The following is a 16,023-nucleotide window of genomic DNA, read 5'->3' as shown; positions in this document are numbered from 1 at the left end:
TCTACTTTTATTTACCCGCTCTATAAAAATCAAAAACATTTTTCATATGGAAAGCCTGGCAAGTATTAGTGTGACGGTTTCAAACAAGTATATTGAGGGAAGAGTAATATTTGATTATCCTATGAAAGGTCTGAGGCCATTGCGGCATACATTTAATGATAAAAAATGGACTTGGTTTGAATCTGGGAAAGAAGACCAGCAGGAGATTAAAGAGTTCGTCTCAAGAAAACCTTCCTGTGAAAAATGGTACGAAAATATAGAAGACAATAAATCGAACCTTCTTGAGTTAAACACACAGAAAAGGGGAGAAGAGTATATCTGGGGCTCACTGATATATCAACAGGATATCGAGGAGAAGGGCGAGAAGAACATCTTCCATTTTTATATTAGCAAAGACTTTTTCATCACTGTGGATTTTGATTTTACCATCCTCAACACGAACTCAATAGGTGTGCATAAACAAATGGACCAGGCCGAAAATGCTATTGAGGGCTTCTTTATTCTGCTGGGTGAAATATTATCAAGCTATTTGCAGAAAATAGATGGATATGAAGAGCGGCTTCATGATCTATTATGGGAAATGAAGGAACATAATAATCTCGAAATCCTCGAGAGAATCTATGAAAGTCGTCATGAACTTCTTATTTGGAAAAACCTAGTCATCCCGATTGTGGAATTGAAATTCATAGCTGAGGAAGCTTATGGGAAATCCATTCATGAAAAAGCAGAATTCAGCCGAGTGGTAACCCGCGTCGATCGAATCCGCACACTGCTTAGTGAATACCAGCAGGCAATCGATACGATGATCAACCTTGAAGAAGTCGTGTCCACTCACCGCGGAAACGAAATCATGAAGACGCTGACGGTCATGACCATCCTGTTTACGCCTGTGACCGCCTGGGGCGCGGTGTGGGGAATGAATTTCAAAGTCATGCCGGAATTGGAATGGAAATTTGGCTACGTATTCGCGGGTGTGTTAATAATCGCTTCAACAGCTGGACTCTATTATTATTTGAAGGTCAAGGGCTGGATGGGAGACATCTTAAGAGTGAAAAAGAAGAATAGGTTCTTTTAGATGAAGAGCCCAAAATAAAACTGCACCTTGATGATAGGTGCAGTTTTTTGTGAAAAAGGAGAGTTATTCAGCCAATTTCACTAGCATATGTGCCAGTCCGTGCTGTTGTTCTTTTGTGCCAACTTTCCACAGTTCCTGAAGAAGCTGCTCCTCTTTATTGCGTGGCGTTACGTTATCAGCAAGGTAATCGGCAACCTTTTCCGCTGTTTTTGCAAGCTGCTCTTCACTCAACCCGGCTGTTTTGCCTAACTGAATACGCTTGCTTAAATAAGTCCTGAACTCATTGAAGTCACCCAGGATTTCATCTGCTTCCTGTGTATCAATCCTTTCAAGCGTTTCATCCACCTTACTAGTATCCACTTCGCCATTTTTATTAATCATATGATCTTTTTCCATATTAAAACCTCCTTGTAAAAGATATCTTTTAAATACCCTGAAGTCTGAATCTAGTAAACCTTAGGGAGCACATTCAGATTGCTTCATGTTAAAAGTCGGGAAGTTGATACTCAGAGTCTCTTTTCGTTTAGGGTGAAGCGATCTTTGCTGTCTTTAATAGATAGGAATTCCAAGTTTCTATTTTGGGATGAAAAGAGCTTTATCAAAAAAGGTGCGGGCCACTGGGCCTGCACCTTTTTTGAGTCCGACATACGGACGATGGGAGGAGTCTTCCTCTGTTGCTATTCAATTTGCGCTCTTGGGTAAATCGATGTTAAATGTATCGATTTAAGACCAGCGTGCCTTGAGACAGCAGCGCGAATCTTCCTCCGCTTGCATAGCCAATGACGTATTCCGAAGTCGCCGTAAAGTCTTTCAACTTAACCAGTCCCTTCCTTACTAATATTGGCCTTGCTCTATCCTGCGGACTAACTTAGAGGAGTGTCCTGCTCAAGCTATTCAAAAACAATGGTGTCAATCGATGTTAAGTCCATCGATTAAAGACCAGCGTTCCTTGAGATAGCAACGCAAATCTTCCTCCATTTGCTTAGCCAATGACATTTTCCGAAGTCGCCGTAAAGTCTTTCAACTTAACCAGTCCCTTCTTTGTTTTGTATTGGCCTTGCACTATTTATATACCCGGGTGAAATGACAGAAAACTTCTTAAACTCAATAAAAAGTTGGTATTAAATCCAAGTATTGGTATAAGCGAAAAGGCAGCCTCCAGGGGCTGCCTTTTAAACTGTATTAATCATTGCTGGATAGAATCCCGAAGAAACGCAGGATATATAGGAAAAGATTGATGAAATCCAGATATAGGTTCAGTGCCATCAAAGGCACTTCTTCTGGACTCACGCCATAATGCTTCATTCTATTAAAATCAAACAATACATACCCACTGAAAACGAGGATTCCAATGAAGGAATAAGCCATCATTCCCGTAGAGCTAAGCGGCCAGATCCAGTTAAAAATGCTTACCGCGATCAAAGCCAGCAAAGCTGCCATCAGCATGCCGCCAAGAAAGCTGAGATCACGCTTCGTTTTTGTCGCATAAATTGCAAGACCAGCGAAAACAACTGTTGTCGCCCCGAGCGCGTTGATCACGACATTAGCACCGGATACCGCTATGTAATGGGCAATAACCGGATACATCGTCATTCCAGAAATGAACGTAAAAGCATAAAGGAATGCATAGGAGATCGCTTTTTTCTTGCGTAAAAAGAACACTCCTATCAGCATCCCAATTTCAATGATGACGAGCGGAAGGAACAGCGCTGGAGGAACAAACACTCCGGCCATTGTACCAATGAAGGCAATTGCCAGGGAAAAAGCGAAAGTTCTCATTACCGATGGCATCATTGAGTGATCTGAGTAAGCGTACATCTAATATGTCACCTCATCATTTTATTTGATTATGTATACGGGTGACAGGCACTACTGGTTTCATCCGCTGCAAAAAAATTTTAAATATGTTTTTTTTCTTTCAAAAGATCGCGAATCTCTTTCAAAAGCTCTTCCTTTACATCAGGTGTTGGAGCTGCGGGCTTGGCCTCTTCCTTTTTCCTGTAGCGGTTGATAATCTTCACAAACACGAAAATAGCAAAAGCGGTAATGAAAAAGTTAACGACAGCCTGGAGAAACGATCCATATGCAATCACTTTATATTTAAGATCCGAAAGGTCAGCACCAAATGTAGCAAGCCCTACGATTGGCATAATAATATCAGCCACTAGTGATGATACGATTTTCCCGAACGCGGCCCCGATGATGACCCCGACAGCGAGATCCAGCACATTCCCTTTAAAGGCGAATTTTTTGAACTCATTCCACATTTATATGTACCCCCTAAAATGATATCTCTTATATTCTGCGAGATTGTCAGGGAAAAAGCAATAGGGCCTGTTGCTCCCTTGAAGAAGTAACTTAAGTGTTTAAGTCGATGGAGATACCTATAGATGCTAACTTTTGCACACAACAAAGGCAGAGGATGATTCCTCTGCCTTTCTAATATTTTATCGCAAATGACTTATAGGTTTCGGTTTTCTCTGTTTCGTTCACTTCAATATGGTTAACAGTAGAGAATGGATTGCCCCTTCGCACTTCATCGGTGAATTTTTCAAGGTCAGGCCTGGAACCAGAAGCAAGGATTTCCACGCCGCCCTCCGGTAGATTTTTCACCCAGCCTGTAATGCCAAATTGGATTGCCTTCATTTGAGTATAATACCGATACCCCACACCCTGAACCTCACCCGTCACAATAATTTGTAATTGGATCAAGACGTCGCCCCCAGATAAACAAATAGGTTAACAATATATCTAATGTATATGTAATGATTGCTTAGTAACTTCATTATATCACACAAGATTAGGGGGCATAAGGAAAACCGGAGTTTATATTTTGTTTTTAGACATGCCCAAATGAAAAGGGAAAGGGAGGTACAGAAATTGATCTAGGAAGTAAGCTTGTAGGCGTCAACCCGGAATTAAGACAGCTTTGAGTTAAAAGAAGCAAAAGCTGTCAGAAGAAGAGCCGAGTTCGGACAAGTTTGAGGGGAAGAGAGGAAAGGCTGTCAGAAGAAGAGCCGAGTTCGGACAGGTTTTAGGAGAGAAGAGCAAAAGCTGTCCGAAGTAAGGGCAAGTTCAGACAGCTTTGAGGGGACGCGAGCAAAAGCTGTCCGAAGTAAGGCCAAGTTCGGACAGGTTTAAGGAGAGAAGAGCAAAAGCTGTCCGAAGTAAGGCCAAGTTAAGACAGCTTTGAGGGGACGCGAGCAAAAGCTGTCCGAAGTAAGGCCAAGTTCGGACAGGTTTAAGGAGAGAAGAGCAAAAGCTGTCAGAAGAAGAGCCAAGTTCAGATAGCTTTGAGGGGACGCGAGCAAAAGCAGGCCGAAGTAAGGCCAAGTTCGGACAGGTTTAAGGAGAGAAGAGCAAAAGCTGTCCGAAGCAAGGACAAGTTCAGACAGCTTTGAGGGGACGCGAGCAAAAGCAGTCCGAAGTAAGGCCAAGTTCGGACAGGTTTAAGGAGAGAAGAGCAAAAGCTGTCCGAAGCAAGGGCAAGTTCAGACAGCTTTGAGGGGACGCGAGCAAAAGCAGTCCGAAGTAAGGGCAAGTTCAGACAGGTTTGAAGGGAAAAGAGCAAAAGCAGTCCGAAGTAAGGCCAAGTACAGACAGGTTTGAAGGGAAAAGAGCAAAAGCTGTCAGAAGCCGCTCAGCCCCAGCCTGTGAATCTTCCAACCACATCAAAAACAGCCGAACAAATTGTCCGGCTGCTGCTAAAAATATATCCAATCTTATAGAGCCCAGTCTCCATTGCGGAATACTGGCTCAGCAGTTCCATCTGCTGTGATGCCGTCGATGTCCATTTTATCGGAGCCGATCATGAAGTCGACGTGCGTGATGCTTTCGTTCAGTCCGTTCTCAGCCAATTCTTCTGAAGACATCGTCTTGCCGCCCTCCACGCAGAACGCATAAGCGCTGCCAATCGCGAAGTGGTTTGATGCATTTTCATCAAACAATGTATTGAAGAATAATACATTTGATTGAGAAATTGGCGAGTTGAATGGTACTAGGGCAACTTCACCCAGATAGTGTGAACCTTCATCAGTCGCCACAAGCTGCTTGAGGATTTCTTCGCCTTCTTCCGCTTCAACGCCGACGATTTTTCCATTTTCAAAAGTAAGCTTGAAGTTGTCGATGATGTTTCCGCCGTAGCTAAGTGGCTTCGTACTTGAAACATAACCGTTCACGCCTGTTTTCAACGGAACAGAGAATACTTCTTCAGTCGGCATGTTTGCCATGAATTCATTGCCTTGCTCGTTCACGCTGCCAGCGCCAACCCAGATATGCTTCTCAGGAAGCTCGACTGTCAGGTCAGTGCCAGGTGCTTTGTAGTGAAGCTTCTTGTAACGCTTGCCGTTCAGGTAATCAACCTTTTCATGAAGGGAAGAGTCATGGTCTTTCCATGCAGCGACAGGATCTGGAGTGTCCACGCGGACTGCCTTGAAAATCGCATCCCAAAGCTTTTGCACAGCTGTTTCAGCAGTCTCCTCAGGGAACACCATTTTTGCCCAGCCTTCAGAAGGAGCAGCAATGACTGTCCAGCTTACTTTATCGGATTGTATGTATTTGCGATACTTTGAAAGTGCCGTTCCAGCAGCTTTCTGGAAGTTTGCGATGCGCTCGGACTTCACACCCTTCAACAAGTCAGGACTTGAAGAAACGATTGACATGAATGCTGCACCGTTTTCAGCTAGGTCTTCCACTTCGCGTGCGCGCCATTCAGGGTATTCTGTGAACGCCTCATCTGGTGCAAGATCGTATTTCGTCCTGTTCACGACGTCATCATTCCAGTTCACGACGACGTTTTTAGCACCGGCTTCATACGCCTTTTTCACAACAAGTCGGACAAACTCAGCAGAGTCGATCGTCGTATTGACGACAAGCGTCTGGTCCTTCTGGATGTTCACGCCAACCTTGACAGCAAGGTCTGCATATTTTTCTAAATTCGTTTGAAAATCACTCATCTATTTCGCCCCTTTTCAGAATCTTCTTTTACATTGTAACGATTTTATAGGAAAAAAGAAACTTAAGACATTCGACTAAACTAGACACACAAGCGGCAATACAGGTTCAGTCCTTATCTGTCTAAATTTGCTAGCCTATTAAACTAGCACATGACAGCGGCCTAAGGTAAAATAGAGCGGTATAAAAAGGGGTATAGGAGGATATTTTAAAGATGAAATATGATGTAGTTTTATTACGGTTATCAGCGATTTACGCTTTCATTGGGGCATTCCTCGGTTCGCATATGGCAGGTGCCGGCAGTTATGCTATCCGACCAGTCCATGCACATATCCTTGTTGTCGGCTGGCTGAGTCTGTTTGCCTTTTCTAGCTACTATCGTTCTTATGTGGTGCCTAAGACTTCAAAACTAGCATTACTTCATGTCTGGACAGCAATCATTGGCAGCTTTGGATTGACTCTAGGCATGTGGCTTTATAACGTGAAGCCATTCCCGCTGCCAGAAACATTTACAATGGTGTTCTATATCGTCGGCGGCTCCACTTTGCTTCTCAGCTTCCTGCTATTTGTGTTCATGACATTTAAATATAGCGATGCGAAGGTAAAACAATAAAAAAATCCATGCAGGATCTGCTCTGCATGGATTTTTTATGTGTTTGGGCTTTTCAATAATGCTAATCATCCTACTTTTTAATCAATATATTGGCGAAAATACAAATATATCGCCCACATTTCCCAATATATCAGCGGATTTCTAATTATATCGACCACAATTTGTAATATATCAGCGGATTTCTAATTATATCGACCACATTTTGCAATATATCAGCGGATTTTTAATTATATCGACCAACTTCATATTTCCACTATTAGAAGATCTGCGAATTTGAAGAATTACACTCAAACCCCGGCAGCCTTCTTCCTCTCATACATCCGGAACATCACCCAGAACAGCACGGCGCTCAAAACAGCGAGAATGCTGAGGATGGTGAACGTCCAGCCATAGCCGATCCAAACAGTCAGCGGAATGCTGATTGGGGCAATTGTTCTTCCAATCGTATAGCGCAATGAAGCGGCTGCAAAATACTGGCCGCGCATTTTTTCAGGTGCCAGGTTGGAAATGAAGGTTTGCTGCAGTCCGGCTGTCATCAGCTCAGCCAGTGTGAATACAGCCATCGCCAAGATTAGGCCCCAAATCCAATTTGTCGCGCCGAACATCAAGATCGCCACTGCATAGATGAGCGATGACAAAACAAACACGTTACGTTCCCGGAAGCGGGTCACCCATCTCGTAACAACTACTGTGAAGAGGGCAACCAGCAATCCATTTTCGGATAAAATCAATCCAAAAGCCTGCTCTCCATTCACGGTGAATACCTTGTTGCCGAGTTCTAGCACCGTTTGATTATGCACCATATCCTTTGTGTAAACTGGGAATAGCAGATCGAGCTGCATGAATGTTTGGGCCGCTAAAATCCCTGCGATGATGAACATGAGAAAGATTTTATCTTGGACAATGACCTTGTAATCGGCAATTTGATCTTTAAGGAAGTCGTACCATTTTCCATTTTCTGCACGTGCCTTCCTGGCTGAAGCAGGCACCGTCTCGCGCGTCCATTTTGCGAGGACAAGTGCAAGAAGGATGGAGATGATTGCGACGGCAATCATCAGTTCAAACCGGTATTTCACATAAAAAATCGCTCCGAGAATTGGACCGACAACCACGGCGATATTAATTTGTGTATAAAAAATAGCGAACACGCTGCTTCGATCTTTCTCCGGGACGACATCGGCGACCATCGCCTGGCTGGCAGGCCAATAGATCGAGCCGAACATCCCAACCAGGGTAAAGCATATGAAACCGAGTATCGGCGAAGTGAACCATGGTGATACGGCATAGGCAAAAACTAGGAAGGCGATGCCCTGGCCAAATGCTGAGATGACCATCATTCGCTTGCGCCCGAACCTGTCCGCGGTATATCCTCCAAGCAAATTCGCAAACACCGAGAACACCTGTGAAAAAATCAGCAGGAATCCAGCTTTGTCCTTACCAAAGCTTTCGGCAAAATAAATCGTTAAAAACGGGAAAAACATCCAAAATGTTATATTCATTAAAGCTTCGCCGAACAAGCGAATTTTCAAGTTTCGATCCCAATCTCTTATCCTCATGATGCTTCTCCTTTTATATCTTTGAATGACACCAACGAATATCATACTACTCCATAGGAATTTTTTACAAGTTAAATGGTCATCTCTATGCAAATGAAAAAAGCGGCACAAGGGCCGCTTCAGTTTTTGCTTTAATCTTTATCCTCCATTGCTGCCTTCAGCAAGTCTCCGAGACTGGTGCCGAAGTTCTCCTGGGATGGTGAGTATTTTTCCTTCAGTTTGCGCTCCTCACGCTTGGATACGCCTTTTTTCTTTTTATCCTCGGCTTTTTCCACAACATTGCAGCGGCGGCACTGGAAGTAGGCGCCAGCCTTGCCGTTGTGGATTTCCATTCGCTTATGGCACTGAGGACAGCGTCTTTGTGAAAGCTTTGGATCCTTATGCTTGCGGAAGCTGCACTCTGGGCTTGAGCAGACGAGGATGCGTCCTTCCTTTGTCTTGCGCTCCTTCATGAACTCACCACATTCAGGGCATTTTGAGCCTGTCAGGTTATGGGCGCGGTAGGTTTTGTCGCTCGTCTTGATCTCGGATACAAGGCGGGCTGTCTGTTCGCGGATCCGTTTCTTGAACGCCTTCGGATCCCCTTTGCCGCGGGCGATTTCTTCAAGTTCTTTTTCCCATTTTGCCGTCAGCTCAGGGGATGTAAGTTCATCGTTCACCAGGTCAATGAGCTGCTTGCCCTTTTTCGTCGGATACAGGCGGCCGTTCTGTCTTTCCACGACCTCTGATGATATGATTCGTTCAATGATCTCCGCACGCGTTGCCGGAGTGCCCAGCCCGAATTTCTCCATCTTTGCAAGGATATCCGATTCAGACAAACGAAGCGGCGGTTCGGTCATTTTCTTATTCATGTTAACCTGGCCGACTGAGTAGCTCTTGCCTTTTTCGAGATGGCTTAAAGACTGAGTAGCTGCATCATCATCATCTTTTCCGAGCACCTTTTTAAACCCGAGCTCAAGGACATTCGTTTCCCGAGCTGACAGTGATTCACCATCGACATCGAAGTTAGCATGAATCACTTCATACTGATAAGCCGGGTAAAATAAAGCAAGGAATCGACGGACGATCAAGTCATACAGCTTCCTTTCATCCGGTGATAAATCGGCAAGGTGAAGGCGCTCCTCTGTCGGGATGATCGCATGGTGGTCAGTGACTTTTTCGTTATTGAACACGCGGCGCGCCTGGACTTTTCCTTTTTGGGCAAGGGCGGGCTTCGCTTCGTCACGGTAGCCGGACATGATTCCCTGAAGGCGGTCCGCCATTGTCGCTTCCATATCGGTCGTCAAATATCGTGAATCTGTTCTTGGGTAGGTGACGAGCTTGTGCTGTTCATACAATCCCTGCAGGACATTGGAAGTTTTCTTTGCAGAGAAGCCAAAACGTTTGTTGGCGTCACGCTGCAGTTCCGTCAGGTCATAAGGCAGCGGCTGTGGTTCTGATTTTTGCTTGCGATCCAGCGATTTCAGCACAGCTTTCTTGTTGGAAAGCTTTTTTTGAATCTGCTCTGCTTTTTCCTTTGAAAAAATACGCTTTTCGCCTTTATGCTCCCATTCTGCATTCAATGAGCCGACTTTACCCTGGATGGTCCAATATTCCTTCGGCACGAACTTATTGATTTCATCCTCGCGTTCGAGGACCATCGCAAGTGTTGGTGTCTGGACACGCCCGGCAGATAATGGATCCTTGAATTTTGTTGTCAAAGCTCTCGAAACATTCAACCCAATCAGCCAGTCAGCCTCGGCGCGGCATACTGCCGATTCATACAGGTCTTCAAACTGCTTCCCAGGCTTAAGATTCTTAAAACCGTCCTTTATGGCGCGGTCCGTCTGGGAGGAAATCCACAGTCGCTTAATTGGCTTTTTCCAGTTGATGCGCTGGAGAATCCATCTGGCTACCAGCTCACCTTCACGCCCAGCGTCAGTGGCAATGATGAATTCGCCGATATCCTTGCGTTCAGCCAGATGCTCGATGGCCTTGAACTGGTGGCTCGTCTGCTTGATCACCTTCAACCCCATTTTATCTGGGATGATCGGCAGCTCCTCTAGCTTCCATACCTTATATTTCGGGTCATAATTCTCCGGCATTTTTAATTCAATCAAATGGCCGAGCGCCCAGGTGACGATATATTGGTTTCCTTCGAAATAACTTTTATTACTTTTATTGCAGCCAAGTACACGTGCGAGCTCGCGGGCCACACTTGGTTTTTCTGCAAGAACTAATGATTTCATGAATACTCCTTTCAAAACAAAACAGTTTTGCTTATGCTTTACTTAGTATAATGGAAAAAAGAGATTTTTTGTAATGGGGGAGACCATGAGCGACTATATAAAAGAAATCCGTGCACTTATTGGAAGCAGGCCTTTCATTCTGGTTGGTTCTGCTGTGCTTGTTTTTAATAAGGAGTATGAGGTGCTGCTGCAGCTAAGAACGGATACTGGCAGGTGGGGGATTCCCGGAGGGGCGATGGAGCCTGGAGAAAGCTTCGAGGAAAGTGCTCGCAGGGAATTGTTCGAGGAAACAGGCCTTCATCTCAAGGATCTGAAGTTTTTGGATGTGGCTGCTGGTGAAGAGTACTATTTCCAATACCCTAATGGCGATGAAATTTATAATGCGATCGCTTTGTATGCGTGTGACGATTGGGAAGGGAATTTGAAGGTGAATGATGGGGAGAGCAAGGAGCTCCGCTTTTTCCCGTTAAACAGTCTGCCTTCGCTTACAGAAAGGCAAGAGCTGATAATAGACAAGGTAAAAGAAAGCGGAATCCTGCCTGAGTTGAAGGAACTTAATCTTAATGAAATCATGGAGTGTGCCGAAGTTCTGGATCTCCAAAGAAAATCCTATAAAATAGAAGCAGAGCTGATCGGCACAGATGAAATCCCGCCGTTAAAAGAAACATTCGAGGAGCTTAAAAATTGCGGTGAAACTTTCATTGGCTGTCATATCGAAGGCAGGCTTGCCGGGGCAATCTCTTTTAAAATAGAAGGAGAAGTAATCGATATTCATCGCATGATGGTGCATCCTGATTTTTTCCGCAGAGGAATTGCGCGGAAGCTGCTTTGTCAGTTAGAGCATTATGGATGTTCTCAAATGATCGTCTCAACCGGGGCCGCGAACACACCTGCAGTGAAGCTTTATGAGAAGCTTGGTTTCGAGCGCCAGCATGATTCAGTGGTCGGTGACGGACTGGTGATTGCCCATTTTAAAAAAGTGAAAATTTAATCTCAGACAAAAGGACCCGGCAGCAAGCCTGGTCCTTTCAGCATTATTCTTTAATTTTAACAGCCGTTCCTGTCGCGATGCACATCATCATGCCTTCTCGCAATGTTTCAAAATCGAGATCGACGCCAATTATGGCATTCGCGCCCATGCGGCGTGCTTTATCTTCCATTTCGCGAATCGCGATTTCACGGCCTTCGGCAAGTTTGTTTTCATATGCCGAACTTCTGCCGCCGATCACATCGGTGACACTTGCCAAAAAGTCACGCACCACATTGGCACCCATGATTGCTTCGCCAGAAACAATCCCCATATAGCTCTCGACTTCTTTTCCTTGTAATGTTGAAGTAGTTGTTACGATCATGTACATATTCCTCCCCAAATGGTTAATGGCTAGTAAAAAATTGTGTATAAAAACATATACGATTTCTCTTGGAAAAAGTTTCAATCAAAAAAGAACCCGGCAATTATTAGCCGAGTCCTAGAATAATTACACTTCGTCTTCCTCTACACGATTTTTGAAAGCTTCCTGGACGACGAGGAATTCCTCATCTTCCTGGGCTTCTGTTTCAGGTCGCTTAGCTTTCAGTGCACCTGCAGGCAGGTCTCCGGGATGGCCCTTTTTCTTGTGGTTGAACTCTTTGCCTCTGCTCATTCATGAACCCTCCTTTCTTGTCCAATGTAGTTTTTCCTGATGGGACCTGAAATATAAAAAATCTCTTGCATATGATTGTATAGATACAAATTTTTTAGAAAGAAAGGGCGGCTTAAATGGACGAAAAATTGTACGCTCAAGATTTGGTTGAGTGCCCGACTGTTTTTTGTGCTAATCGTGATGACCAGGCTCCGCTTTTTACAGCAGATGCCTTGATTAATGGTGACATTCAAAAGGTTAACCTTGAGGATTATCGGGGAAAGTGGGTCATTTTATTTTTCTATCCAAGCGATTTTACCTTTGTCTGACCGACAGAACTGGCGGCGGTCGCCGCTGTTTACCCTTATATCCAGGCGCTGGGGGCTGAGTTGCTGGCCATCAGCACGGATAGTGTTTACTCTCACAAGGTTTTTAAGGAAACCTCTCCATCTTTGAAGAATGTAACGTATCCAATGGTAAGCGACAGGACACAGGTCATCAGCCGTGCTTACCGGGTCCTGGATGAAACAACAGGGGCCTGTTTCAGGACATCGGTTTTCATTGATCCAGGGGGTATTATCAGGGCAAAGCTTACTTATCCCGGGAATGTCGGCCGCAATCTTCCTGAGCATGTAAGGATGCTGCAGGCTTTCGAATATGCCAAGCAAACGGGCAAAGGTGTGCCGGCGAACTGGGTGCCCGGCCAGCAGGGAGTCAGTACAGACCCTTCCAATATAGGGAATATTTAAATGCGAGCAGGTCCTGTAAAGCAGGGCCTGTTTTTTATATCCAGGCTTGTCCGCTTTATTTTTTGTCTGTGACCAGCATCACAATTGGTGGATAAAAATGTCACAAATTCTCTACAAAAACCTTCGATATCACTCACAAAGTTTTTTTAAAATAGAATTGAGATTATGTTAAGAATTTCACAAACAGAAAATTAGGAGGAACTGAAGATGGATGAGGTCCTGATATTAAGCCGGATCCAGTTTGCTGTCACTGTCTTTTATCATTTTTTATTCGTTCCATTGACCCTTGGTTTAGTCATACTCGTTGCCATCATGGAGACAAAGTATGCGCGTACGCTCGACCTGACGTACAAACGGATGGCGGATTATTGGGGAAAACTGTTCGCAATCAACTTTGTGCTTGGCGTGATTACCGGTATAACGATGGAATTCCAATTTGGCACGAACTGGTCTGAATACTCTAAGTATATGGGGGATATTTTCGGATCGCCGCTCGCTATTGAAGCTCTGGTCGCCTTTTTCCTAGAATCGACCTTTATGGGCATCTGGCTGTTCGGCAAGGATAAGTTTTCACCAAAGCTGCGGGCATTTTCGATCTGGATGGTCGCTCTTGGCACGAATATTTCCGCTCTGTGGATCATTACCGCCAACGGCTTCATGCAAAACCCGGTCGGCTACGTATTGAAAAATGGCCGTGTAGAATTGAATAGCTTCTGGGAGCTTGTTACCAATCCCTATGCCTGGTATATGTTTGTACATACTGTTGTAAGTGCCTATATTGTCGGAGCTTTCTTCATGATGGCCATCAGTGCTTACCATCTGTTAAGGAAGAATGAAATCTCTTTTTATAAAAAATCATTTAAATACGGATTGGCCATGGCCCTGTTCTCAGCCACATTGACACCTTTCATTGGGCACCAGTCAGGTGTGTTCGCGGCGAAAATGCAGCCGGCAAAAGGGGCAGCGATGGAGGCTGTCTGGGAAACACAAAAGGACATGCCATTCCACCTGATCCAGATCCCGGATCAGGAAAACGAGCGCAATGCTTTTGAGGCAATCAGCATACCGAAGCTGGGCAGCTTCTTCTATACAAACTCCTTTGATGGAGAAGTGACCGGATTAAATGATATCCCTAAAGATGAACGGCCAAATGTCGAACTGGTCTTTTACGCTTTCAGGGTAATGGTCGCGCTCGGAGTCTTTTTTCTGGCTGTATCCTGGTACGGCTTGTACCTCTACCGGAAAAATAAACTGGAAAACTCACCAAGATACCTGAAGCTCGTACTATATTCTGTGCTGCTGCCGTACCTGGCGATCAATGCCGGCTGGATGGTGGCTGAGGCGGGGAGGCAGCCATGGGTTGTATATGGATTGATGAAAACATCTGAGGGAGTATCGCCAATCGCTATGTCCCAGGTGGTGTTTTCCCTGGCAGCTCTCGTCATTTTCTATACGATCCTGCTGATTGCGGATGTTTATTTAATCATCAAATATGCAAAAAAAGGTCCTGAATCAGAGGGTAAATATGGCCTTGAAGGAGGCGTGAAGCATGTCTCATGATACACTTGCCATCATTTGGTTCGGTTTGTGGGGATTGATTTGGACGGTTTATTTCATCCTCGATGGATACACTCTTGGTACTGGGATGCTGTTTCCGTTCATTGCGAAAAACCGGCAGGAACGCAACCAGCTTCAGGAGGCAGTCGGACCGTTCTGGGGAGGGAATGAGGTCTGGCTCATCACCGCAGGCGGAGCCACATTCGCTGCTTTCCCGGCAGTTTATGCCGATATGTTCAGCTTTTTGTATACACCATTATTCCTGGTTCTGATCGCTTTGTTCATCCGGGCGATTGGACTTGAATTCATGCATAAGGACGACAACCCGCTATGGCAGGCAGCGTGTAAATGGGGATTTTTCACAGGCAGTTTCTTGATCGCTTTCTTATTCGGAGTCACCTTCGCCAATCTGTACCGGGGTTTATTGATTGGAGCAAATGGCTATGAAGGCAATTTGTTCAGCCTGTTGAATGGCTATGGCCTATTGGGAGGATTGCTGTTTGTATCATTATTCCTGCTGTCAGGCTCTCTATGGATTCAGTTGAAGACAGCGGGGCAAACCGCCGTGCGGGCTTACAGAATATCAAGGGTATTAGCAGGTGTGACTCCGGCCATGCTGTCGCTGTTCTTTTTGGCGACAGTGAACAGGACACCATTGCTCGATAATTACTCGCAGCAGCCGGTCCTTTGGATTGTGCCGATGCTCGCACTAGCTGCGATGCTTGCAGCAGTGTACTTTATTTTTAAAAAGAAAATCGGTTATGCCTTTACTGCTGTCTGTGTGACGATTTTTACGAAAATGGCCTTTGTCTTCGTCGGGATGTTCCCGAACATGCTGCCATCAAGCATAGACAACGCCTACAGCGTGACACTTTATGAGGCTGCAGGCAGCAAGCTCAACCTGTCCATCATGTTCGTCGTGGCCGTCATCTTCGTGCCCATCATCATCGCTTACCAGTCCTGGAGCTACACACTTTTCAAGGACAAAATAGTAAAAGAAAGCGCGAAGGGATATCAATAAGGAAAGGCGTCTGGGGGACCAGACGCTTTTTAGTTATGTAGAAAGCCAGTAAGGTGTGTTTCTAGCTAGCTAATAAGAAGGGGTTAATAGAAATTGCTGTAACGAGCAACACCAAAATGTCTAATATAAGAGGTTTAATAGACGCTAACTCTCTAAGCCTTTAACGTGATAAAATCGCTTTTTCCAAATGTTCTAATTAGAAAATACTGGATTAAAGTAATATAATAATAGTATAAATACTAATAATGAACTGGAGTGGTGGTTCAGATGGATTTTTCTATGGTTGTATCTGAGGATCGGATAAAAAAAGCCTATAGGGACGGGGAGTTTGAAAATTTGCCTGGCTACGGAAAGCCTTTGAATCTGGAGGACCTGTCAGCCGTACCAGAAGAACTGAGAATGGCCTACAAGATGATGAAGAATGCCGGTTTCTCTCCTGAAGAACAGAAGCTCAGGCAGGAAGTGATGACCGTCGAGAGCCTGATCCGCACGTGTGAAAATCCGGAAGAAAAAGACAGACTGAACCAGGAACTAAGCCAGAAGCTTCTTAGATACAATAAGATGATGTCCAGCAGGGGAGCTAAAACAAACTCCTCGCTGTTTAAGAATTACGAACGGAAAATTGAAAAGAAGCTGTTATAAAGGAAAG

The 16,023-nt window shown here is 44.8% G+C and carries 16 protein-coding genes and 1 pseudogene; 8 read left to right on the top strand and 9 right to left on the bottom strand.

Annotation, left to right across the window (positions count from 1 at the left end; translation table 11 throughout):
* Positions 1-139 precede the first annotated feature (139 nt).
* Entirely contained in the window at positions 140-1,075 is a 936-nt protein-coding gene (locus AB5I83_RS12110) for a magnesium transporter CorA family protein (protein ID WP_448975656.1), read from the top strand.
* Between the two features lie 63 nt (positions 1,076-1,138).
* Here the strand turns inward: AB5I83_RS12110 and AB5I83_RS12105 are convergent, their stop codons facing one another.
* From AB5I83_RS12105 to AB5I83_RS12085, 5 genes are all read right to left on the bottom strand, one after another.
* Positions 1,139-1,471, bottom strand: coding sequence for a DUF3243 domain-containing protein (locus AB5I83_RS12105; RefSeq protein WP_167833887.1), 333 nt, complete (start codon positions 1,469-1,471; stop codon positions 1,139-1,141).
* Between the two features lie 786 nt (positions 1,472-2,257).
* On the bottom strand, positions 2,258-2,893 hold the full coding sequence (locus AB5I83_RS12100; RefSeq protein ID WP_448975654.1) for a Bax inhibitor-1/YccA family protein: 636 nt from the start codon (positions 2,891-2,893) through the stop codon (positions 2,258-2,260).
* Between the two features lie 80 nt (positions 2,894-2,973).
* A complete protein-coding gene (mscL, locus tag AB5I83_RS12095; RefSeq protein WP_167833889.1) occupies positions 2,974-3,342 on the bottom strand; it encodes a large-conductance mechanosensitive channel protein MscL in 369 nt (122 codons plus the stop codon).
* 172 nt (positions 3,343-3,514) lie between these two features.
* Positions 3,515-3,787: an acylphosphatase gene (locus AB5I83_RS12090; protein ID WP_167833894.1), complete on the bottom strand. Its 273-nt coding sequence runs from the start codon at positions 3,785-3,787 to the stop codon at positions 3,515-3,517.
* Between the two features lie 1,010 nt (positions 3,788-4,797).
* A complete protein-coding gene (locus tag AB5I83_RS12085) occupies positions 4,798-6,030 on the bottom strand; it encodes an aminopeptidase (RefSeq protein ID WP_448975651.1) in 1,233 nt (410 codons plus the stop codon).
* A 212-nt stretch (positions 6,031-6,242) separates the two neighbouring features.
* Between AB5I83_RS12085 and AB5I83_RS12080 the strand changes: the two genes are divergently transcribed.
* Positions 6,243-6,641 (top strand): hypothetical protein, encoded by a 399-nt coding sequence (locus tag AB5I83_RS12080; RefSeq protein WP_448975649.1) that lies wholly within the window; start codon positions 6,243-6,245, stop codon positions 6,639-6,641.
* Between the two features lie 287 nt (positions 6,642-6,928).
* Here AB5I83_RS12080 and AB5I83_RS12075 read toward each other — a convergent pair whose 3' ends face one another.
* Together AB5I83_RS12075 and AB5I83_RS12070 are read right to left on the bottom strand one after the other, a co-directional pair.
* Positions 6,929-8,197 carry an MDR family MFS transporter gene (locus AB5I83_RS12075; RefSeq protein WP_448975647.1) on the bottom strand — a complete coding sequence of 423 codons (1,269 nt, stop codon included), beginning with the start codon at positions 8,195-8,197 and terminating at the stop codon, positions 6,929-6,931.
* A gap of 131 nt (positions 8,198-8,328) precedes the next feature.
* Positions 8,329-10,425 (bottom strand): DNA topoisomerase III, encoded by a 2,097-nt coding sequence (locus AB5I83_RS12070; RefSeq protein ID WP_448975645.1) that lies wholly within the window; start codon positions 10,423-10,425, stop codon positions 8,329-8,331.
* A gap of 85 nt (positions 10,426-10,510) precedes the next feature.
* On the opposite strand from AB5I83_RS12070, the pseudogene AB5I83_RS12065 reads away from it, so the two are divergent.
* Together AB5I83_RS12065 and AB5I83_RS12060 are read left to right on the top strand one after the other, a co-directional pair.
* Positions 10,511-10,942, top strand: a pseudogene (locus tag AB5I83_RS12065) (NUDIX hydrolase); the annotation flags it as partial.
* A gap of 54 nt (positions 10,943-10,996) precedes the next feature.
* Positions 10,997-11,416 carry a GNAT family N-acetyltransferase gene (locus AB5I83_RS12060; RefSeq protein ID WP_448975981.1) on the top strand — a complete coding sequence of 140 codons (420 nt, stop codon included), beginning with the start codon at positions 10,997-10,999 and terminating at the stop codon, positions 11,414-11,416.
* Positions 11,417-11,459: 43 nt separating this feature from the next.
* Here AB5I83_RS12060 and AB5I83_RS12055 read toward each other — a convergent pair whose 3' ends face one another.
* Positions 11,460-11,777, bottom strand: a complete 318-nt coding sequence (locus AB5I83_RS12055; protein ID WP_448975643.1) for a YbjQ family protein — start codon at positions 11,775-11,777, stop codon at positions 11,460-11,462.
* Between the two features lie 126 nt (positions 11,778-11,903).
* Positions 11,904-12,068, bottom strand: a complete 165-nt coding sequence (locus AB5I83_RS12050; RefSeq protein ID WP_167833900.1) for a hypothetical protein — start codon at positions 12,066-12,068, stop codon at positions 11,904-11,906.
* Positions 12,069-12,184: 116 nt separating this feature from the next.
* Between AB5I83_RS12050 and AB5I83_RS12045 the strand changes: the two genes are divergently transcribed.
* From AB5I83_RS12045 to AB5I83_RS12030, 4 genes are all read left to right on the top strand, one after another.
* Positions 12,185-12,796: a redoxin domain-containing protein gene (locus AB5I83_RS12045; protein WP_448975642.1), complete on the top strand. Its 612-nt coding sequence runs from the start codon at positions 12,185-12,187 to the stop codon at positions 12,794-12,796.
* A 207-nt stretch (positions 12,797-13,003) separates the two neighbouring features.
* Positions 13,004-14,356, top strand: a complete 1,353-nt coding sequence (locus tag AB5I83_RS12040) for a cytochrome ubiquinol oxidase subunit I (protein ID WP_448975640.1) — start codon at positions 13,004-13,006, stop codon at positions 14,354-14,356.
* Positions 14,346-15,374 carry a cytochrome d ubiquinol oxidase subunit II gene (gene cydB, locus AB5I83_RS12035; RefSeq protein WP_448975638.1) on the top strand — a complete coding sequence of 343 codons (1,029 nt, stop codon included), beginning with the start codon at positions 14,346-14,348 and terminating at the stop codon, positions 15,372-15,374. The genes AB5I83_RS12040 and cydB overlap by 11 nt, the downstream gene beginning before the upstream one ends.
* Before the next feature lie 267 nt (positions 15,375-15,641).
* Positions 15,642-16,016: a DnaJ family domain-containing protein gene (locus AB5I83_RS12030; RefSeq protein WP_226645498.1), complete on the top strand. Its 375-nt coding sequence runs from the start codon at positions 15,642-15,644 to the stop codon at positions 16,014-16,016.
* Positions 16,017-16,023 lie beyond the last annotated feature (7 nt).

The sequence above is a fragment of the Mesobacillus sp. LC4 genome, from assembly GCF_053543455.1.
Note: the sequence above shows the minus strand (reverse complement) of the source record. Positions and strands in the feature narration are given on the sequence as shown.